Annotated in this window: 14 protein-coding genes; 8 read left to right on the top strand and 6 right to left on the bottom strand. The window is 64.6% G+C overall.

The window, feature by feature from the left end; translation table 11 throughout:
* Positions 1-61: 61 nt before the first annotated feature.
* Both rpoC and rpoB read right to left on the bottom strand, forming a co-directional pair.
* Complete coding sequence (gene rpoC, locus HDC29_RS13565) at positions 62-4345, bottom strand: DNA-directed RNA polymerase subunit beta' (RefSeq protein WP_179498367.1); 4284 nt, start codon at positions 4343-4345, stop codon at positions 62-64.
* Positions 4346-4399: 54 nt separating this feature from the next.
* A complete protein-coding gene (gene rpoB / locus HDC29_RS13560; RefSeq protein WP_179498365.1) occupies positions 4400-8578 on the bottom strand; it encodes a DNA-directed RNA polymerase subunit beta in 4179 nt (1392 codons plus the stop codon).
* A 365-nt stretch (positions 8579-8943) separates the two neighbouring features.
* Between rpoB and HDC29_RS13555 the strand changes: the two genes are divergently transcribed.
* Together HDC29_RS13555 and HDC29_RS13550 are read left to right on the top strand one after the other, a co-directional pair.
* Entirely contained in the window at positions 8944-11214 is a 2271-nt protein-coding gene (locus HDC29_RS13555; protein WP_179498363.1) for a TonB-dependent receptor, read from the top strand.
* A gap of 116 nt (positions 11215-11330) precedes the next feature.
* Positions 11331-11636, top strand: a complete 306-nt coding sequence (locus HDC29_RS13550; RefSeq protein ID WP_179498361.1) for a hypothetical protein — start codon at positions 11331-11333, stop codon at positions 11634-11636.
* 12 nt (positions 11637-11648) lie between these two features.
* On the opposite strand, the gene HDC29_RS13545 is transcribed toward HDC29_RS13550, so the two are convergent.
* Complete coding sequence (locus HDC29_RS13545; protein ID WP_179498359.1) at positions 11649-13046, bottom strand: isoprenylcysteine carboxylmethyltransferase family protein; 1398 nt, start codon at positions 13044-13046, stop codon at positions 11649-11651.
* 241 nt (positions 13047-13287) lie between these two features.
* Between HDC29_RS13545 and HDC29_RS13540 the strand changes: the two genes are divergently transcribed.
* Both HDC29_RS13540 and HDC29_RS13535 read left to right on the top strand, forming a co-directional pair.
* The gene (locus tag HDC29_RS13540; protein ID WP_179498357.1) at positions 13288-14502 is read left to right on the top strand and encodes a M23 family metallopeptidase; all 1215 of its coding nucleotides are present in this window, start codon (positions 13288-13290) and stop codon (positions 14500-14502) included.
* A gap of 1 nt (position 14503) precedes the next feature.
* A complete protein-coding gene (locus HDC29_RS13535; RefSeq protein WP_179498931.1) occupies positions 14504-14899 on the top strand; it encodes a polymer-forming cytoskeletal protein in 396 nt (131 codons plus the stop codon).
* Between the two features lie 28 nt (positions 14900-14927).
* On the opposite strand, the gene HDC29_RS13530 is transcribed toward HDC29_RS13535, so the two are convergent.
* The 3 genes from HDC29_RS13530 to HDC29_RS13520 all read right to left on the bottom strand — a co-directional run bounded on the left by HDC29_RS13530 (position 14928) and on the right by HDC29_RS13520 (position 18548).
* Positions 14928-16619 carry a GGDEF domain-containing protein gene (locus HDC29_RS13530; protein ID WP_257018278.1) on the bottom strand — a complete coding sequence of 564 codons (1692 nt, stop codon included), beginning with the start codon at positions 16617-16619 and terminating at the stop codon, positions 14928-14930.
* Positions 16620-16737: 118 nt separating this feature from the next.
* Positions 16738-17040: a DUF1905 domain-containing protein gene (locus tag HDC29_RS13525; RefSeq protein WP_179498353.1), complete on the bottom strand. Its 303-nt coding sequence runs from the start codon at positions 17038-17040 to the stop codon at positions 16738-16740.
* Positions 17040-18548, bottom strand: a complete 1509-nt coding sequence (locus HDC29_RS13520) for a YifB family Mg chelatase-like AAA ATPase (RefSeq protein ID WP_179498351.1) — start codon at positions 18546-18548, stop codon at positions 17040-17042. Before HDC29_RS13520 ends, HDC29_RS13525 begins: the two co-directional genes overlap by 1 nt.
* A gap of 162 nt (positions 18549-18710) precedes the next feature.
* Between HDC29_RS13520 and HDC29_RS13515 the strand changes: the two genes are divergently transcribed.
* From HDC29_RS13515 to HDC29_RS13500, 4 genes are all read left to right on the top strand, one after another.
* On the top strand, positions 18711-19412 hold the full coding sequence (locus HDC29_RS13515) for a TetR/AcrR family transcriptional regulator (RefSeq protein WP_179498349.1): 702 nt from the start codon (positions 18711-18713) through the stop codon (positions 19410-19412).
* A gap of 73 nt (positions 19413-19485) precedes the next feature.
* On the top strand, positions 19486-19920 hold the full coding sequence (locus HDC29_RS13510) for a VOC family protein (RefSeq protein WP_179498347.1): 435 nt from the start codon (positions 19486-19488) through the stop codon (positions 19918-19920).
* Positions 19921-19945: 25 nt separating this feature from the next.
* Entirely contained in the window at positions 19946-20359 is a 414-nt protein-coding gene (locus HDC29_RS13505; protein ID WP_179498345.1) for a DoxX family protein, read from the top strand.
* 3 nt (positions 20360-20362) lie between these two features.
* Complete coding sequence (locus HDC29_RS13500) at positions 20363-20581, top strand: DUF4287 domain-containing protein (protein WP_179498343.1); 219 nt, start codon at positions 20363-20365, stop codon at positions 20579-20581.
* Positions 20582-20592: the final 11 nt, after the last annotated feature.

Genomic DNA, 20592 nt, shown 5'->3' with positions numbered 1-20592 from the left:
AAAAGCCCCGCCGGATCGCTCCGGCGGGGCTCGTTTCTGTCGGCCAAAGGCGTAAGGAAGCTTATTCCTCGCCGTCGCCTTCGGCGCGCTCTTCGACCATCACGTCGGCTTCACCCGACGAGCTCCCCTGGACGGCGCCCAGCGGATCGTCGCCCATCGCGGCTTCGGGGCCTTGCGCCAGTTCGGCTTCATGCTCTTCGGCGGCGGTCGTCGGCGCGATCAGATGCTCCTGATTCGCGGCGCGCATGGCGGCGCGAAGCGCGGCGTCCTTCGACGAAGCGGTGACGCGGACGCGGTTCATGGCAGCGCCGGTACCCGCCGGGATGAGGCGGCCGACGATGACATTTTCCTTGAGGCCCTGCAGCGAGTCGATCTTGCCCTGCACCGAAGCTTCGGTGAGGACGCGGGTCGTCTCCTGGAAGGAGGCGGCCGAGACGAAGCTGCGCGTTTGCAGCGACGCCTTGGTGATCCCGAGCAGGACCGGACGGCCCTCCGCGGGAACGCCGTTTTTAGGCAGCTTGGCGTTATATTCCATCATCTCCAGATAATCGAGCTGCTCGCCCGGCAGCAACGTGGTGTCGCCGCCGTTCGTGATCTCGACCTTCTGCAGCATCTGGCGAACGATCACCTCGATGTGCTTGTCGTTGATCTTCACGCCCTGCAATCGATAGACTTCCTGGATTTCGGCGACCAGATATTCGGCCAGCGCCTCGACGCCCATGACGTCCAGAATGTCGTGCGGGTTCGGCGAGCCCGAAATCAGCGCGTCGCCGCGCTTGACCATGTCGCCTTCCTGCACTTCCAGAACCTTCGACTTGGGGATCAGGTACTCGATCGGATCGCCTTCTTCCGGAACGATCGCAATCTTGCGCTTCGCCTTGTAATCCTTGACGAATTCAATGCGGCCGCTGATCTTTGCGATAACGCTGTTGTCCTTCGGAATGCGCGCTTCGAACAGCTCGGCAACACGCGGCAGACCGCCGGTGATGTCGCGCGTCTTCGACGCTTCGCGGCTGACACGCGCCAGAACGTCGCCCGCCTGCACTTCCTGACCGTCCTCGACCGACAGCATCGTGCCGACCGCGAGCAGGTAGCGCGCGGCTTCGCCCGACTGGTCGTCGAGCAGGGTCAGGCGCGGCTGGAGGTCTTCCTTCTTGGCGCGGCCCGCCGAACGATATTCGATCACGACGCGCTGGGCGATACCCGTCGCTTCGTCGACCTGTTCGACCAGCGTCTTGCCGTCGGCAAGATCCTGATACTTCACGACGCCCTGCTTTTCGGTGATCAGCGGCATGGTGAACGGATCCCATTCGGCAATCCGGTCGCCCTTCTTCACCTTCTCGCCATCCTTGTGCAGGATCTGCGCACCATAGGGCAGCTTGTGCGACGCGCGTTCGCGGCCTTCGCTGTCGATGATGGCGATTTCGCCCGAACGCGACAGCGCCAGACGGCGGCCGCGCTGGTCGACGATCGTCGCCATGTCGCGATATTCGATCGTGCCGTCCGAAATCGCTTCGGCGTTCGACTGTTCGTTCACCTGCGCCGCACCGCCGATGTGGAAGGTACGCATCGTCAGCTGCGTGCCGGGCTCACCGATCGACTGCGCGGCGATAACGCCGACAGCTTCACCGATGTTGACCGGCGTGCCGCGGGCCAGGTCGCGGCCATAGCATTTGCCGCAAACACCCAGCGTCGCTTCGCAGACCAGCGGCGAACGGATCTTGACCGACTGGACTTCGGCGTCCTCGATCCGCTGCGTCGTCGGTTCGTCGAGCAGCGTGCCCACCGGAGCGATGACATTGCCGTCCTTGTCGACGACGTCTTCGAGCGTCGTACGGCCAAGGATGCGTTCACCCAGCGAGGCGATCGTCGAACCGCCCTGGATGATCGCGCGCATTTCCATGCCGCGGGTCGTGCCGCAATCTTCCTCGATCACGACGCAGTCCTGCGACACGTCGACCAGACGGCGGGTCAGGTAACCCGAGTTCGCCGTCTTGAGCGCCGTATCGGCCAGACCCTTACGCGCACCGTGGGTCGAGTTGAAATACTCGAGAACGGTCAGGCCTTCCTTGAAGTTCGAGATGATCGGCGTTTCGATGATCTCGCCCGACGGCTTGGCCATCAGGCCGCGCATACCGGCGAGCTGCTTCATCTGCGCCTGCGAACCACGGGCACCCGAGTGCGCCATCATATAGATGGAGTTGATCGGGGCCAGACGGCCGTCGGGCAGCTTCGGCGTCGCACGGATTTCGTCCATCATGGCGTTCGCCACCTTGTCGCCGCACTGCGACCAGGCGTCGATCGCCTTGTTGTACTTTTCCTGCTGCGTGATCAGGCCGTCCTGATACTGCTGCTCGAAATCCTTCACCAGCGCGCGGGTTTCGTCGACCATGCCTTCCTTCGACGCCGGAATGATCATGTCATCTTTGCCGAACGAGATGCCCGCCTTGAACGCGTTGCGGAAGCCCAGCGCCATGATAGCGTCGGCGAACAGCACGGTCTCTTTCTGGCCGGTGTGACGATAGACCTGGTCGATCACGTCGCCGATTTCCTTCTTGGTCAGAAGGCGGTTGACGACGTCGAAGGGCACCGTGTGCGACTTCGGCAGGCATTCGCCGATCAGCATGCGGCCCGGAGTGGTCTCAAAACGCTTGAGATACTCGTTGCCCTGCTCGTCGGTCTGCGGAACGCGGCTGATGACCTTGGTGTGCAGCGTCACCGAACCGGTGAACAGCGCCTGGTGCACTTCGGCCATGTCGGCGAGCAGCATGCCCTCGCCCGGTTCGCCTTCGCGCTCCAGCGAGAGATAATAGAGACCAAGGACCATGTCCTGCGACGGAACGATGATCGGCTTGCCGTTCGCGGGGCTGAGGATGTTGTTCGTCGACATCATCAGCACGCGCGCTTCCAGCTGCGCCTCAAGGCTCAGCGGGACGTGAACGGCCATCTGGTCGCCGTCGAAGTCGGCGTTGAACGCGGCGCAGACCAGCGGGTGAAGCTGGATCGCCTTGCCCTCGATCAGCACGGGCTCGAACGCCTGGATGCCGAGGCGGTGAAGCGTCGGGGCGCGGTTCAGCAGGACCGGGTGCTCGCGAATGACTTCGTCGAGGATGTCCCAGACTTCCTTGCGTTCCTTTTCGACCCACTTCTTCGCCTGTTTCAGGGTCATCGACAGACCCTTGGCGTCGAGGCGCGCATAGATGAACGGCTTGAACAGTTCGAGCGCCATCTTCTTCGGCAGGCCGCACTGGTGCAGCTTGAGTTCGGGGCCGGTCACGATAACCGAACGGCCCGAATAGTCGACGCGCTTGCCGAGCAGGTTCTGGCGGAAGCGGCCCTGCTTGCCCTTGAGCATATCGGACAGCGACTTCAGCGGACGCTTGTTGGCACCGGTGATCGTGCGGCCGCGGCGGCCGTTGTCGAACAGCGCATCGACGGCTTCCTGCAGCATGCGCTTTTCGTTGCGGACGATGATGTCCGGCGCGCGCAGCTCCATCAGGCGCTTCAGGCGGTTGTTGCGGTTAATCACGCGACGGTAAAGGTCGTTAAGGTCGCTTGTAGCGAAGCGGCCACCGTCGAGCGGCACCAGCGGGCGCAGTTCGGGCGGGATCACGGGGACGACCTCCAGGATCATCCATTCGGGACGGTTACCCGAATCAATGAAGCTTTCGACAACCTTCAGGCGCTTGATGATCTTCTTGGGCTTGAGCTCCGACTTCGTAGTCGCGAGCTCTTCCATCAGGTCGACGCGTTCCTGCTCCAGATCGAGATTTTCGAGGAGCACGCGGATCGCCTCGGCGCCGATGCCGGCGCTGAATGCGTCTTCGCCATATTCGTCCTGCGCGTCGAGCAGTTCGTCTTCGGTCAGAAGCTGGAACTTCTCGAGCGGGGTCAGGCCGGGCTCAAGGACGATATAGGCCTCGAAATAGAGGACGCGCTCGAGCTGCTTCAGCTGCATGTCGAGCAGCAGGCCGATGCGCGACGGCAGCGATTTCAGGAACCAGATGTGCGCGACGGGCGCGGCGAGCTCGATGTGGCCCATGCGCTCGCGGCGGACTTTCGTGACCGTGACTTCGACACCGCATTTTTCGCAGACGATGCCCTTGTATTTCATGCGCTTATACTTGCCGCACAGGCATTCATAATCCTTGATCGGACCAAAGATGCGCGCGCAGAACAGGCCGTCACGCTCGGGCTTGAACGTGCGATAGTTGATCGTTTCGGGCTTCTTGATCTCGCCGAACGACCACGAGCGGATACGCTCGGGGCTCGCGATGCCGATCTTGATCATGTCGAAGGTTTCGGGCTTCGCCACCGGGTTCATGAAATTGGTAAGCTGGTTCATAATCTTGCTCCACTCTTCCCCCCTCGCCGCAGGCGAAGGGGGTGAGGAAAAATTTTACTCGGCGGCTTCGGGAAGGGCGTCGGGACCTTCATCGGGATCTTCTTCCGCATAGGAAGACAGTTCGACATTGAGGCCCAGCGAGCGCATTTCCTTGACGAGCACATTGAAGCTTTCGGGAATGCCGGCCTCGAAGGTGTCATCGCCCTTGACGATCGCTTCGTAAACCTTGGTGCGGCCGATCACGTCGTCGGACTTCACCGTCAGCATTTCCTGGAGCGTGTACGCCGCGCCATAGGCCTGGAGCGCCCACACCTCCATTTCCCCGAAGCGCTGGCCGCCGAACTGCGCCTTACCGCCCAGCGGCTGCTGGGTGACGAGGCTGTAGGGGCCGATCGAACGCGCGTGGATCTTGTCGTCGACGAGGTGGTGGAGCTTCAGCATATAGATGTAGCCCACGGTCACCTTGCGGTCGAACTTGTCGCCGGTGCGGCCGTCGTAGAGGTCCGACTGACCCGATTCATCCAGCCCAGCGAGGGTCAGCATGTTCGACACGTCGGCTTCCTTCGCGCCATCGAACACCGGGGTCGCGAACGGCACGCCGACACGGAGGTTATCGGCCAGTTCGACGATGCTGTCGGCATCGCGCGACTTGATGTCCTCGGCATATTCGGCGCCATAGACATGTTCGAGCGCATCGCGCACGGCTTCGGGCATCTGCCCGCCGACCGCGTCGGGATTGGCGTCGCGCCATTCGTCGAGCGCCTGCGTGACCTGACGGCCCAGACCGCGCGAAGCCCAGCCAAGGTGGGTTTCGAGGATCTGACCGACGTTCATGCGCGACGGCACGCCGAGCGGGTTCAGCACGATATCGACATGCGTCCCGTCTTCGAGGAACGGCATGTCCTCGTTCGGCAGGATGCGGCTGATGACGCCCTTGTTTCCGTGACGGCCGGCCATCTTGTCGCCCGGCTGCAGCTTGCGCTTTACCGCGACGAAGACCTTGACCATCTTGAGCACACCCGGGGCGAGCTCGTCGCCGCGCTGCAGCTTCTCGACGCGATCTTCATACTTCGCGTTGATCCGCTTGATCGCGTCGTCATACTGCGCCTTGATCGCTTCCAATGCGGTCTGCGCATTGTCTTCGACAACCGCCAGTTTCCACCAGTCGGCGCGGTCGAGTTCGATCAGCATCTCTTCGGTGACGACGTCGCCCTTCTTCAGGCCCTTCGGTACCGCGCTGGTCGTCTGGCCGATCAGCAGGTCCTTGAGGCTCGAGAAGGTCGCACGGTTGAGGATCGCGCGCTCGTCGTCGGCATCCTGCTTCAGACGCTCGATCTCTTCGCGTTCGATCGCGATCGCGCGTTCGTCCTTGTCGATGCCGTGACGGTTGAAGACGCGGACCTCGACGACCGTGCCCGACACGCCCGGCGGCAGGCGGAGCGAGGTGTCGCGCACGTCGCTGGCCTTTTCGCCGAAGATCGCGCGCAGCAGCTTTTCTTCCGGCGTCATCGGCGATTCACCCTTGGGGGTGATCTTGCCGGCCAGAATGTCGCCCGGGCCGACTTCGGCGCCGATGTACACGATGCCCGCTTCGTCGAGGTTGCGCAGCGCTTCCTCGCCGACGTTCGGAATGTCGCGCGTGATGTCCTCGGGGCCAAGGCGCGTGTCGCGCGCGGTGACTTCGAATTCCTCGATGTGGATCGAGGTGAAGACGTCGTCCTTCACGATGCGTTCGGAAATGAGGATCGAGTCCTCATAATTGTAGCCGTTCCACGGCATGAACGCGACGAGCACATTCTTGCCGAGCGCCAGTTCGCCAAGCTCGGTCGAAGGACCGTCGGCGATGATGTCGCCGGCGCGGACGACATCGCCCACCTTCACCAGCGGACGCTGGTTGATGCAGGTGTTCTGGTTCGAACGCTGGAACTTCTGCAGGCGATAGATGTCGACGCCCGACTTGCCGGGTTCGACCATGTCGGTCGCACGGATGACGATACGCGTCGCATCGACCTGGTCGATCACGCCCCCGCGGCGCGCCGCGATCGCCGCGCCCGAATCGCGCGCAACCGTTTCTTCCATGCCGGTGCCGACGACGGGTGCCTCGGCGCGAAGCAGCGGCACAGCCTGACGCTGCATGTTCGAGCCCATGAGCGCGCGGTTGGCGTCATCGTTTTCGAGGAAGGGGATCAGCGAGGCCGCGACCGAAACGAGCTGCTTCGGCGACACGTCCATCAGCGTGATCTGATCGCGCGGGGCCATCAGGAACTCGCCGGCTTCGCGCGCCGAGATCAGTTCGTCGATGAAGCTGCCGTCGGGGTTCAAATCGGCGTTCGCCTGCGCGACCGTGTGCTTCGACTCTTCCATCGCCGACAGATAGACGACTTCGTTCGTGACCTTGCCATCGACGATGCGGCGGTACGGGGTCTCGATGAAGCCGTATTTGTTGACGCGCGCAAAGGTCGCGAGGCTGTTGATCAGACCGATGTTCGGGCCTTCGGGCGTTTCGATCGGACAGATACGGCCATAATGGGTCGGGTGAACGTCGCGGACTTCAAAGCCCGCGCGTTCGCGGGTCAGACCGCCCGGCCCGAGCGCCGACACGCGGCGCTTGTGGGTGACTTCGGACAGCGGGTTGGTCTGGTCCATGAACTGCGAGAGCTGCGACGAACCGAAAAATTCGCGCACCGCGGCGACCGCCGGCTTCGCGTTGATGAGGTCGTTCGGCATCACCGTCGACACGTCGACCGACGACATGCGCTCCTTCACCGCGCGTTCCATGCGGAGCAGGCCGACGCGATACTGGTTTTCGAGCAGCTCGCCGACCGAACGGACCCGGCGGTTGCCGAGATTGTCGATATCGTCGATCTCGCCCTTGCCGTCCTTCAGGTTCACCAGCTCCTTGACGACCGCAAGGATGTCTTCGCTGCGCAGCGTGGTGACCGTGTCCTCGGCGTCGAGGCCAAGGCGCATGTTGAGCTTGACGCGGCCGACCGCCGACAGGTCGTAGCGCTCGCTGTCGAAGAACAGGCCGCCGAACAAGGCTTCAGCGGTTTCGCGCGTCGGCGGTTCGCCGGGGCGCATCACGCGGTAGATGTCGCTCAGCGCCTGGTCGCGATCCTCGGCCTTGTCGGCTTTCAGCGTGTTGCGGATCCAGGGGCCGGTGTTGTTATGGTCGATGTCGAGCAGCACGAGCTTGTCGATGCCCGCAGCGTCGATCTTTTCGAGATTGTCGGCCGACACTTCGTCGCCGGCTTCGATATAGATCTCGCCGGTCGACTCGTTGATCAGGTCATAGGCGCTGTAACGGCCGAAGATTTCCTCGGTCGGGATCAGCAGCGTGTCGAGACCGTCCTTCGCAGCCTTGTTGGCCAGGCGCGGGCTGATCTTGTGGCCGGCGGCGAAGACGACTTCGCCGGTCTTGGCGTCCACCACGTCGAACGCGGGCTTCGATCCGCGCCAGTTTTCGACGACGAAGGGCACTTTCCAGCCGTTTTCGGCGCGCTCGAAGACGAGACGGTCATAAAAATGGTTGAGGATTTCCTCGCCCGACATGCCCAGCGCGTAAAGCAGGCTGGTGACCGGCAGCTTGCGCTTGCGGTCGATACGGACGTTGACGATGTCCTTGGCGTCGAATTCGAAGTCGAGCCACGAACCGCGATACGGAATGACGCGCGCGGCGAACAGGAACTTGCCCGACGAGTGGGTCTTGCCGCGGTCATGGTCGAAGAGCACACCCGGCGAACGGTGCATCTGCGACACGATGACGCGCTCGGTGCCGTTGACGAAGAAGGTGCCGTTCTCGGTCATGAGCGGCATGTCGCCCATGTAAACGTCCTGCTCCTTGATATCGAGAACCGAGCGCGTGTCGGTTTCGCTGTCGACTTCAAAGACGATCAGGCGCAGCGTGACCTTCATCGGCGCTGCATAGGTGATGCCGCGCTGACGGCATTCCTCGACATCGTACTTCGGCGCTTCGAGTTCGTAATGGACGAAATCGAGCTCGGCGGTGCCGGCGAAATCGCGGATCGGGAAAACGCTGCGCAGCGTTTTTTCGAGCCCCGAAACATAGCCGACCGACGGATCCGAGCGCAGGAACTGTTCATAGGATTCGCGCTGCACCTCTATGAGGTTGGGCATCTCCACCGCTTCGTGGATGTTGCCGAACAGCTTGCGGATTCGCTTGCTTGCGGTTGCTTCGAGGGCCTTGCCCACCGACTTCGCCTTGGTCGCCATAAGTGATTGTCTCGCCTTAAGAAAATAGCTCGCGAGCGCAGGTAGAGACGCAAAAAGGCCGCGACGAACCGTTGCCGGTTTACCGCAGCTTTCCAACGCATCTCGAAATCCCTGCCGCCCTATCCGTACAGCCCGTTGCGCAAAGTCAGGCTCTATCTCGGACGGTGGGGTGTGGACGCAATATAGGATTGGGCCCGCCGGGTGTCAACGGCGTCGCCCGGTCGCCAAAGTGCAGCAATTTCGCAACACTGCTGACACGAACGTCAGCGCGGTGCATTTCCGCGATTGATCGCGCGCGCGCGCGCAGCCAAAGAACGCTGGTTTTCCGCTCTCCCATCGTCAACTCTATTTTCAGGAAGCTCGCCATGCGCCACTTTCCTTCCGCTACCGCTATAAGTTTCGCTCTTGCTGCGGCCGCATGGGCCGCGCCGGCCGCCGCACAGGACGCATCCGTCGCTCCCGCCGCCGAAGCAGACAGCGGTCTCGGCGACATCGTCGTCACCGCGCAACGCCGCGAGGAAAGCCTTCAGGACGTGCCGGTTTCGGTCAGCGTGCTGTCGGGCGATACGCTCGGCGCGATCACCTCGACCGGCGCCGACGTCCGCGTGCTCGCGGGCCGCGTCCCCAGCCTCAACATCGAAAGCTCGTTCGGGCGCACCTTTCCCCGCTTCTATATCCGTGGGCTCGGCAACACCGATTTCGACCTCAACGCGTCGCAGCCGGTCAGCCTCGTCTATGACGACGTCGTCCTCGAAAACCCGATCCTCAAGGGTTTCCCGATCTTCGACCTCGACCGCGTCGAGGTCCTCCGCGGGCCGCAGGGCACGCTGTTCGGCCGCAACACGCCGGCAGGCATCGTCAAGTTCGACACCGTCAAGCCCGGCAAGACCGGCGGCTACGCCCGCGCCTCCTATGGCCGCTATGGCACCACGCAGGTCGAGGTCGCGGCGGGCGCCGCCGACGACAGCGGCTTCTCGGTCCGCCTCTCGACCCTGTTCCAGCACCGCGACAATTGGGTCGACAATATCGCGACGACCAAGAAGGACGATCTTGGCGGCTATGACGACATCGCCGCGCGCCTCCAGCTGCAATATGAAAATGGCCCCTTCACCGGCCGCGTGACCGGGCAGGTCCGCGTCTATGACGGCTCGGCGATCATCTTCCGCGCCAATACGCAGCTGCCGGGCAGCAACAAGCTCGTCGGCCTCGGCGGCGCGGGCACCGAATTCGAACGCGACAAGGTGTGGCAGGACGGGCTGAACTTCCAGAAGCTCAACACCTATAACGCCGCGCTCAACCTCGAATATGATTTCGGCGCGGTGACCGCTTATTCGATCACCTCCTACTGGAACGGCAATTTCAAGAGCCGGGGCGACATCGACGGCGGCTTCGGCGCGGTTTTCCTGCCCGAATCGGGTCCGGGACTTATCCCCTTCCAGGCGCAGAGCCAGGACAATGTGCCGAGCCTCGACCAGTTCACGCAGGAAATCCGCATCGCGTCGAACAACAGCGGCGGGCTCGGCTATCAGTTCGGCGCCTTCTACTTCGACGAAAAGCTCGACATTTCGAGCTTCGAATTCGGCGGTCCGACCGACGCGACCCCGTCGGCGATCGCGATCCAGCGCCAGGACAGCGAGGCTTACGGCCTCTTCGGCTCGGTCAATTATGAATTCGACAATGGCTTCAAGTTGCAGGCCGGCGCGCGCTACAACCACGACACGCGCGATTTCGTCGCGTCGCGCCCGGTCGAGACGCGCCCCGACTTCGTGGTCAACCCGAACACACCGGTCCCGCCGCAGGCCGCACGGGTCAAGGGCAAGCTGCTGACCTGGGACGCCAGCGCGACCTATGACGCGTCGGACGCGCTGACGCTCTATGCCCGCGTCGCACGCGGCTATCGCGCGCCGTCGGTGCAGGGCCGCCTGACCTTCGCGCGGACGATCTCGACCGCCGACCAGGAAGAGACGATGTCCTATGAAGCGGGGATCAAGACCGCTTTCCTCGACGACCGCGTCCGCTTCAACCTCACCGGCTATTTCTTCGACACCAAGGATCTTCAGCTGACCGCCGTCGGTGGCACCGCGAACGTCGCGAGCCTGCTCAACGTCGATGCCAAGGGCCATGGTATCGAGGCCGAACTGCAAGCGGCGCCTGCAGGCGGGCTGACCTTCTCGATCGGCGGCGCCTGGAACGTCGCCGAAATCGACGACGCCAATGCCTTCGTCGCGGGCTGCGGTTCGGCGACGCCGTGCACCGTGCTCGACCCGCAGCGCCCGGGAAGCCCCGGCATCTTCTCGATCGACGGCAACCAGCTGCCGCAGTCGCCGAAATGGACGCTGAACTGGACCGCCGGCTATGAAATCCCCGTCGGCGACGGCGCCATCTATGCCTTTACCGACTGGTATTATCGTTCGAAGGTCCAGTTCTTCCTCTATCGCTCGGTCGAATTTTCGGACGACAAGATGATCGAGGGCGGGCTGCGTGTCGGCTATCGCACCGATCGCTTCGACGTCGCGGGCTTCGTGCGCAACATCACCAATGATGAATCGCCGACCGGCGGCATCGATTTCAACAACCTGACCAGCTACGTCAACGAACCCCGTATCTGGGGCGTCGAGGCCGGCTTCAAATTCTGACCAAAGCTCCCGGCCCGCGCGGATCCAAAGCCGCACGGGCCGGGCTTCGCATCACGATCCTTCCATGTTATCACGGACATGAAACCCGCCTGATGCAGGAGTCGATGATGATCCGTTTGTCCGCCAGCCTGATCGCGCTCACCCTGTTTTCCGCCGGCGCCGCGGCGCAAGGCATCGATATCAATTCGGCCGCGACCATCGGCTCCAACAGCTCCGGAGAATATGTCCGGGCCTTTCCTGCGCTTCGCGACAACAGCCCCAAAGCCATCCTCGCGCGGCTCGACAGGCTTTGCGCCAGCGAGCGGTCTTCCGACCAGCAGCGCTGCGAAAAGGCGTGGCGCGTGATCAATCGGGCCCATGCCGATCTGCAGGCTCGCCGCGCAGCCGAAGCCGCCGCCGCAAGCCACGGCGTCTCGAACTAGGAAGAACGGAAGCTAGGCGACGGGCCCGACACGTTCGTCGGGTTCGAGCCGGATCAGCGGGCGCGCGCGGCCCGTCATCCGGGCGAACAGCCGCGGGATGAAAGCGTTGGCCTGCGCCCAGTTCCAATAGGCGACATAAGCGGGATCGGCGAGGAGATGCTTCTCCTCGGTCTTGGCGCGCCAGTAATAGATGCCGCTGACCAGCCCGAGCAACGCGACATTGCGCGCGCCCTCGACCCAGCCGCCCGCGGTCACGAGAAAGGGCAGCGAGCCGATCCACCAAGTCATATTCTTTGAAATATAGGCTGGATGACGGGTGTATTTATACGGACCGTGCGTGATGACGCCGCGGTGCGTCAGATTCGAAAAGCGGATGCCGAACGCCATCGTCGCCCAGCTATAGACCGCGGTGAGCAGCACCAGCGCAATACCCCAGGCGATCAGCAGCCCCTCGTGCCCGGCGAGCCAATAACCCCAGTCGGAGCCATTGACCTGATAGTCGAGCGGGCCCCCGTTCATCAGGATGAAGGGCGGATAGCAGACGAGCGCCGCGACCCACGCCATGCCATAGGGGTTGGCGGTGCGAATATGCGCGTCGAGCGGCTTCAGGGTCAGGATATAGCCGACCGTCGCAATGTGGACATCGACCAGATAGAGGAAATTGATCGACCACAGCCCGGTTAAATAGGGATTTGCGGTGACCTCGCTGATCGGCACGGTGACCAGCGCCGAAAAATTGCCCGGAACGATCGAGAGCATGAAGGCGGTGAAAAAGCCCTTCACCGCCCAAGCGCGTAGATGATGCGCGATCGCCCTGCCATCGACCGGCTGCCCGGCTGCGATCAGCCAACGCCCGAATTGCCAGCAGCCGTCGCGCGGCTCGATCATGCGGCGATCGAGCCACAGCATATAGGGGACCGAGACGAGGAGCAGCCACGGCGCCACGGTTTCGAGCAGGTTCATCGAAAAGGCGTAATTGCCCTCCCAATAATAGCGCATCGTCGCATAGATCAGCGCGATCAGGCCCCATGTCGCCCACATTCCGGCGAGCTTGGTCAGACTGATGTCGAGCGTTTCGCGCCACGGACGGCGCTGCGACCAGTCGATTCCGGTCGACGGATTGCGATGCACCTTGTCGACAAAAACCGACCACAGCACCATCGGCACGCCGCAGGCGAGCACGCTCGCAATCGCCGAATTCGGTCCGCTCATCGACCCGCGCGATCCCCAGTCGATGCCAAGGAAAGCCGCGATTTCGGGCGCGAACCGTGCGATGAGCAAATAGCTAACCAGCCCCGCTAGCCCGACGATGCCGACCCCGGCGCTGACCGCCGAAGGCGGGCGCGCGGCGGCTGGCGCGGACGCGTCGCGCGGCGATTCGTTCGGGACGGGGGAATCGGATTCGGCCATGATATTCACCCGCTTAGCGCTAGCCAAAAATGGTAAGCAAGCCGTCAATATAAAAGGCCGATTCGGCGGCCGAATCCCGCCAAATTGGCAGTATTCACCCAAGTTGACACCGTTCACCGCGCGATGGTTTCGATTCAACCCGACTCGGGGTCCAAAGATTCGCTTGGGCCGGATCGGCCTGATAAGGCGCGCATCAATCGGGGCGGAGGGCTCCACAAAACAAACAAGATGGGGTCGCCACTTGTCGTCGAAAACAACGGGCCTGCGCGATCTGCGCCAGCGCGTCTCTGCGCTGTTTCAGGACCATGAAATCTTCGTTCGCACGCACGGCCATGTCCGATTCCTGCGTGTTAGTGCCGTCTGGCAGAAACGCGTCGCGCTGATCGCCGGCCTTGTGCTGCTCGCTTGGGCAGGCACCATGCTCGCCGTAGTGATCAACCAGCTGCTTACCGTCGACGAGCGTGCCGCCGTCGCGCAGCAGCAAGCCGCTGCGGCGGCGGGAGAGGCGCGTATCGCAAAATATCGTGATCGCGTTGCCGAAACCGCCGCCGATCTCGAAGAACGTCAGGCGCTTCTCGAAAGCGTTGCAGAGACCCATTTCGGGATCGATCCGGCCGCGATGCCCGCCGAACCGGCGACGCAGCAGTCCGGCGGGCATACCGCCGTTCCGGCCGAACCGGTGAAGACCAGCGCGATCGACCCGAACCTGCCGCCCGAAGCGCAGATCCTCGCGCGGGTCGCAGCGCGACAGGAAGCCTTCGCGGCGCGCCTTCTCGCCGCGGTCAAGGGCCGTGCGGCGAAAGCCGAAACCGCGGTCGCGGCGCTCGGCCTCAACCCCGATTCGCTCGTCCGCAATGCCGCGGCCGGGCGCGGTGGTCCGTTCATCCCCTATCGCGGTCGCATGGGCAAGGCGAAGGCGCTGGGCGCCAGCTTCGCGGCGCTCGACAACGCGCTGTTCCGAATGGAAGTGCTCGAACGCACGCTCGTCGCGGTTCCGTCGGGCAACCCCGCCAATGTGCTGATGATGTCGTCGGGCTTTGGTTATCGCAGCGATCCTTTCACCGGCGCGGGCGCGATGCACGCCGGGCTCGACTTCCGCGGTCCGATCGGTACCCCGATCCTCGCCGCGGCGCCGGGGCGCGTCAGCTTCGTCGGCCAGAAATCCGGCTATGGCAATGTCGTCGAGGTCGATCATGGCCAGGGCATCCTGACCCGCTACGCGCACCTTTCCGGTTTCACGACCAAGGTTGGCACGCAGGTCACCGCCGGCCAGCAGATCGCCAAAATGGGCTCTACCGGCCGCTCGACCGGCAGCCACCTGCATTTCGAAGTCCGCCTGAACGGCGAAGCGGTCAATCCACGCAGATTCCTGGAGGCAAAAGCCGATGTTCTCGAAGTCAAAGCCGACGCCCGACAGCGAGTCGGTTCCGTCGCTGCCGTCCGCGGTGCCCGCTAAGATGGCGACCGGCGCGCGTCATACGACCTTTTCGATCCTGGGATCGGACGTCGTCGTCACCGGCAATGTGGCGGCCAGTGTCGACCTGCACGTCGATGGCAAGATCGAGGGCGACCTCAAATGCGCCAACCTCGTCCAGGGCGAAGCGAGCGAGATCAAGGGTGCGGTGACCGCCGAAACCGCGAAAATCGCGGGGCTGCTCGACGGGTCGATCGAAGCCAAGACGCTGATCGTCCATGCGACCGCGCGGATCACAGGCGACGTCGTCTATGAGAGCATCACGATCGAAAATGGCGGCAAGGTCGACGGCAAGCTCAGCCATCGCCGCCATGGCGCAATGACGGCAAAGGCGCCGCCGCCGCTTGAAGTCGTCGAAAACAAGTCGGTGGCACTCTGATCGGAGCCGCGCACAGGCGCGGCGACGATCATTTCGACACGGCGATCTCGCGGCCGGATGGCAAGCCGGCGCTGTTCTGGTGTCGCTGGACGGCGACCCTGTTCCGGCCGCCGCGCTTGGCATCGTAAAGGGCCTCGTCGGCAAGACGGTAGAGCTGCTTGAAATCGCACGCCGGGCGCACTTCGGCGACCCCGACGCTCGCGGTCACCAACCGCTCGCCCACGGCCTCGCTATGATCGCACGCGGCGATTCCGCGCCGGATACTCTCGGCGAAGCGGCCGAGGATGATGCCCTCCATTCCGATCGTCAGCAGACCGAACTCTTCGCCCCCGAGTCGCGCGACGGTACACATCGGACCTTCCCAGCGCTCGATCCGGCGGCCGATGCCGCACAGCACCACGTCGCCCGCATCATGGCCGTAGATATCGTTGATCGACTTGAAGCGGTCGATATCGACGAGCAGCAGCGCAGCCGGCAGATTATCCGTGCGCGCACGATCGAGCAGCGGCGTCACGCTGTCGATGAAGCCGCGGCGATTGGGCAAGCCCGTCAGCGGATCGCGCCGCGCCAGCCGCTGCGCCTGCGCTTCGGCATCGCGTGCATGGTCGCGCTCGATCCGCAGGTGAGCAAGCCGGCGCGTCGCCGCGGCGGCGAGCCACAGCGCCTGCCACGTCGCGGCGACAAGCACGACGAGCTTTGACCCGCCACCCCAGAAGCCGTCCTCGACATCGACGATGTGGATGAATGCCAGCACCGCCATGGGCAACCCCCAGGCGCCGAGGAAATCGCGCGCCTCGATCGACCCGCGCCGCCAAGCCCAGCCGAGATAGGCGACGACCGCGACAAGGTCGGCGATGACGAGGAGTCCGAGCAGATCTGCCAGTCCGGCAAGGCTGCCGCCCCGGATGAGCGCCAGCGGAACACCCGCGAGGCCGACGCCGACCCCGAAAAACAGCGCTGTCCTCCGGAGTCCCTTGGGCACGGTGCCGCGTTCGACCGCGGTGACCGCGCTCGCGGTCGCAACAGCGATGGCGAGGCAGGCGAGGAAAGTGCCAGCCTGTGCCGTCACAGCCCCCGCCATCGCAGGCACGAGCGCCAGATGCGCCTGCGACCAGAGCGTACCCCAGAGCAACATCGTCGCCGCCCAGGCCGCCTGCCAGGCGAGATATTGGCGGCGCACCGCGACCGCGAGCGACATGCTGTAAATGCAGCTGACGAGCAGCAGGGTCAGCGCGGCGCCGACCGCCGCCGCCATGCCCGCCGATTGCATTCCCGCCTCGTCCTTCGAGACGATCCGCGCCTGCACGAACCGGTGCCCCGAAATTCCGTCGAAGCGCATTGTCACCGCCGTGAGCGCCGCACCGCGGGCAGGTGCTTCGAACAATATCTGTCCGCCAGCGCGCCAGTGCGAACCGAAATCGCCGCTGCGCACCTGCTGCCAGCGCGTCGCGCCGTCGGCATAGGAAAAGCCGACCGCGAGTCGGTCGAAGCGCGAATTGTGGACCATCAGCGCCAGACCACGATGCGGCCCCGAGCCGTCGATCGGGGTACGAAGCCACAGGCTCCCCTGCTGATAAGCTGTCGGCGTTCCGCGGCACGAAAAGCGAAGCCCGGTCATGGCATCGTCGCCCAGCCCGGCGCTGCTCACCGCGTGACAGAGGTCGCGCTCGACGTCGAGCGCCCGTCCATGCGCCGGCACCGCCATCAGGCCGAGAAGCATGGCAAAAAGGCCGAGCCAAGGCCGGCCGCACCATGGTTCCCCGAGAGCGCGCAACGCAGTCATCGCCGCAGTATCGCATCAATGTGTTGTGAATTCTTTGCCATGGAGCAAATTCACTTCAGCGCGCGGCGGGTCGGCCGACCCGCAGAATGACGGCGATCCGGTCGCCGAGCCCGACGCCTTCGGCTTTCTGCACAACGAGCTTGACGGGCAACAGGTAACCGCCTTCGCGCGGGAAGAGCGATGTCGCGAATTCGGTGTCGCCGATGATTGCCACGACGGGGACCACGCCCCAGCCATAGCTCGTCGTCATCGCGGCATAACGGATCGCGCCGACATGTTCGTCGGGAATCGCGGCAAAAAGGAAGGGCGCGGGTCCACGCCATTCGATGATATCGGCCTCGAACGCGAAGGTTTCCATCAGTTCCTCGGCGCTTGGCGGCGATAGCTCAGCGCCTCGGCGATATGGATGCGACCAACCGTTTCGGCACCCGAAAGGTCGGCGATCGTCCGTGCGACGCGAAGGATACGCGTATAGCCCCGCGCCGACAGCCGCATCGCCTCGGCGGCTTGCGCGAGCAGCTTGCGCCCGGCTTCATCGGGCGTCGCGACGGCTTCGAGCAGCTCGCCGTCGATTTCGGCATTGGTGCGCGCCTTGTGCTCCGCATAGCGCCGGGTTTGCACATCGCGCGCCGCCGCAACGCGCGCCGCGACCTCGGCGCTGCCTTCGGCGGGGGGCGGCAGGACGAGGTCGGCGGCGCTCACCGCCTGTACTTCGACGTGCAGGTCGATGCGGTCGAGCAGCGGCCCCGACAGCTTCGCCTGATAGTCGGCGGCGCAGCGCGGCGCGCGGCTGCACGCGAGCGCCGGGTCGCCGAGATGGCCGCAGCGGCACGGGTTCATCGCCGCGACGAGCTGGACGCGCGCGGGGAAGGTAACATGGGCATTGGCGCGCGCGACGCTGACCTCGCCCGTTTCGAGCGGCTGGCGCAGCGAATCGAGCACGCCGCGCTGGAATTCGGGCAGCTCGTCGAGGAAGAGCACGCCCAGATGCGCAAGGCTGACTTCGCCCGGACGCACACGCAGCCCACCGCCGACGAGTGCAGGCATCGAGGCCGAATGGTGCGGGGCGCGGAACGGCCGCGCGCGGACGAGGCGTCCGCCTTCGAGCGTTCCCGCGACCGATGCGATCATCGATACCTCGAGCGCTTCGGAGGGCGTCAGGTCGGGCAAGATACCCGGCATGCACGCCGCCATCAGCGACTTGCCCGCGCCCGGCGGCCCCGACATCATGAGATTATGCGCCCCTGCTGCGGCGATTTCGAGCGCGCGCTTCGCGGTTTCCTGTCCCTTGACCTGCGACAGGTCGGCAGCGCGGGCGGGCATTTCGACCTCGCCCGGGACCGGCGGGGTCAGCGGGGCATTGCCCTTGAAATGATTGAGCAGCGACAGGAGGTCGGGCGCGCCGATCACCTCGACATTGCCCGCCCACGCCGCCTCCGACCCCTGCGCGGCGGGGCAGATCAGTCCGCGCTCCACGCTGCCCGCATGTATCGCGGCGAGCAGGACGCCGGGCGACGGCGTGACGCGCCCGTCGAGCCCGAGCTCGCCGACGACGACGTAGGAGGCGAGCGTCTCGGCATCGATCACCCCCATCGCACCGAGCAGCGCGAGCGCGATCGGCAGGTCGTAGTGCGAGCCTTCCTTGGGCAGGTCGGCGGGCGAGAGGTTGACGGTGATGACCTTGGGAGGGAGCGCCAGGCCGATCGCGGCGATCGCGGCGCGGACGCGCTCGCGGCTTTCGCCGACCGCCTTGTCGGGCAGGCCGACGACGACGAAGCGCGGGACGCCCGGCGTGACCTGGCATTGCACCTCGACCCTGCGGGCTTCGATGCCGAGATAGGCGGTGGTTGAAACGACAGCGACCATATTCCCCCCGGAACAGCACCATGTGCCCCCTTTGTTCCGAGGCCCTCTTTAGGCGAAGTGGCGGGAAGGTCGAGTCTTTTTCGGAAGGTTACGAAGGTGCCGCGGCGGGTGGGGGCGATTGCGGGTTTGACAACATACCAACCAGTCGGTATGTCGATTCGCATGACGACGAATCAGACGCCCCCGACCTCCCCCGCGACTCCCGCAGCCGCCGCCCGCACCGTCCCCCCGGCGGGCGGCGGCACCCCGGGCGAGCGCGCGCCGCGCGGCAGCGCGCGGGCGAAGCTGATCGCCGCGGCGCATGCCACGGTGCGCAGGCAGGGCTATTCGGCGACGACAGTCGACCAGATCTGCGCGGCGGCGGGCGTGACCAAGGGCGCCTTCTTCCACCACTTCGCGTCGAAGGAAGAGCTGGCGGTGGCGGCCGCCGAGGGCTGGACCGACCGCGCGCGCCCGATGTTCGAGCTGGCGCCGCACGTCCACCTCGACGATCCGCTCGACCGGCTGCTCGGCCATATCGATTTCCGCCTGTCGATGCTCGACGGGCCCACCGAAGATTACACCTGCTTCGTCGGCACGATGGTGCAGGAAGCCTATGCGACGAGCGACCGGATCCGCGCCGCGTGCGAGGCGAGCATCAACGCCTATTGCGAGGCGCTCGCCCCCGACATCCAGGCCGCGATGGACCTGTACGAGGTGCCCGCGGACGTCACCGCGATCGGGCTGGCGCAGCATGTCCAGTCGGTGCTGCAGGGCGCCTTCGTCCTGGCCAAAACGACGAACGACCCGGCGATCGCGCGCGGGACCGTCACGCACCTGAAGCGTTATGTCCGGATGCTGTTCGGGCGCGGAGGCGCGGCATGATGCGCCAGGTAATTGCGGCCGCGCGCCGCGCACGCTGACTTCAACACCCACCACCCCCCAAGGAGAGAAGACGATGCCCCAGATGATTTTCGTGAACCTGCCGGTCACCGACCTTGAGAAGTCGAAAGCCTTTTACGAGGCGGTCGGCGCGGCGAACAACCCCGCCTTCACCGACGACACCGCCGCGTGCATGGTCGTCGAGGAAGGGTCGATCCACGTCATGCTGCTGACGCATGAAAAATGGGCGACCTTCACGTCGAAGGCGATCCCCGACGCGCGCACGACCGCGCAGGTCCTGCTCTGCGTCTCGGCCGACAGCCGCGAGGCGGTCGACGGACAGGTCGACAAGGCGGTCAAGGCGGGCGGCAAGGCCGACCCGACCCCGACGCAGGATTTCGGCTTCATGTACGGCCGCAGCTTCGAGGATCCCGACGGCCATATCTGGGAAGTGATGTGGATGGACCCCACCGCGATCCCGACCGACGCCCCGGCCGAAGCCACGGCGTAACCGGCCACAGGGAGGAGGAAGAGAAATGACCGATATCGTCCCCGGCAAGGGTCAGCTGATCGCCGGCCGCGTCCTGAGCGGCCTTGTGATCCTCTTCCTCCTCTTCGATGCCGGGCTCAAGCTCGCGGCGCCCGAGGTCGCGATCAAATATAGCCCGCCCGGCCTCGGCTGGCCGCTCGATGTCGGCACGATGTATATGCTCGGCATCCTGCTGCTGATCCCGACGCTGCTTTATATCTGGCCGCGCACCGCGGTGCTCGGCGCGATCCTGATCACCGGCTATCTCGGCGGCGCGATCGCGACCCACCTGCGTATCGGCAGCCCGATGTTCAGCCACACCTTGTTCGGCGTCTATCTGGGCGTGATGCTTTGGGCGGGTCTGTGGCTACGTTCGCCCGCATTGCGCTTGCTGGTCCATCCCGCCGCAGGGAGGGTCTGAGCGATGAGTTTCCAGGCCTATATGACCAATATCGAAGCCAAGACGGGCCAGTCGCCCGCCGCGCTCCACGCGCTGGCGATCGACAAGGGCCTCGCCGACGAAAAGGGCCTCGCGTCCGGGGTGAAGGCGGGACAGGTCATCGACTGGCTGAAAGCCGATTTCGACCTCGGCCACGGCCACGCGATGGGCCTCGTCGCCTATTTCAAAGGCAAACGCGCCTAGGCGCCGTCTAG

Origin of the sequence: Sphingopyxis sp. JAI108 (genome assembly GCF_013410105.1) — a bacterium.
Classification (GTDB): domain Bacteria; phylum Pseudomonadota; class Alphaproteobacteria; order Sphingomonadales; family Sphingomonadaceae; genus Sphingopyxis; species Sphingopyxis chilensis.
Note: the sequence above shows the minus strand (reverse complement) of the source record. Positions and strands in the feature narration are given on the sequence as shown.

Bases quoted from the DNA above. Each gene is read 5' to 3' on its own strand.
- rpoC (WP_179498367.1), bottom strand. From the start codon at position 4,345: ATGAACCAGCTTACCAATTTCATGAACCCGGTGGCGAAGCCCGAAACC.
- rpoB (WP_179498365.1), bottom strand. From the start codon at position 8,578: ATGGCGACCAAGGCGAAGTCGGTGGGCAAGGCCCTCGAAGCAACCGCA.
- HDC29_RS13555 (WP_179498363.1), top strand. From the start codon at position 8,944: ATGCGCCACTTTCCTTCCGCTACCGCTATAAGTTTCGCTCTTGCTGCG.
- HDC29_RS13545 (WP_179498359.1), bottom strand. From the start codon at position 13,046: ATGGCCGAATCCGATTCCCCCGTCCCGAACGAATCGCCGCGCGACGCG.
- HDC29_RS13535 (WP_179498931.1), top strand. From the start codon at position 14,504: ATGGCGACCGGCGCGCGTCATACGACCTTTTCGATCCTGGGATCGGAC.
- HDC29_RS13530 (WP_257018278.1), bottom strand. From the start codon at position 16,619: ATGCTTCTCGGCCTGATGGCGGTGCCGGCGCATGGACGGGCGCTCGAC.
- HDC29_RS13525 (WP_179498353.1), bottom strand. From the start codon at position 17,040: ATGGAAACCTTCGCGTTCGAGGCCGATATCATCGAATGGCGTGGACCC.
- HDC29_RS13520 (WP_179498351.1), bottom strand. From the start codon at position 18,548: ATGGTCGCTGTCGTTTCAACCACCGCCTATCTCGGCATCGAAGCCCGC.
- HDC29_RS13515 (WP_179498349.1), top strand. From the start codon at position 18,711: ATGACGACGAATCAGACGCCCCCGACCTCCCCCGCGACTCCCGCAGCC.
- HDC29_RS13510 (WP_179498347.1), top strand. From the start codon at position 19,486: ATGCCCCAGATGATTTTCGTGAACCTGCCGGTCACCGACCTTGAGAAG.
- HDC29_RS13505 (WP_179498345.1), top strand. From the start codon at position 19,946: ATGACCGATATCGTCCCCGGCAAGGGTCAGCTGATCGCCGGCCGCGTC.
- HDC29_RS13500 (WP_179498343.1), top strand. From the start codon at position 20,363: ATGAGTTTCCAGGCCTATATGACCAATATCGAAGCCAAGACGGGCCAG.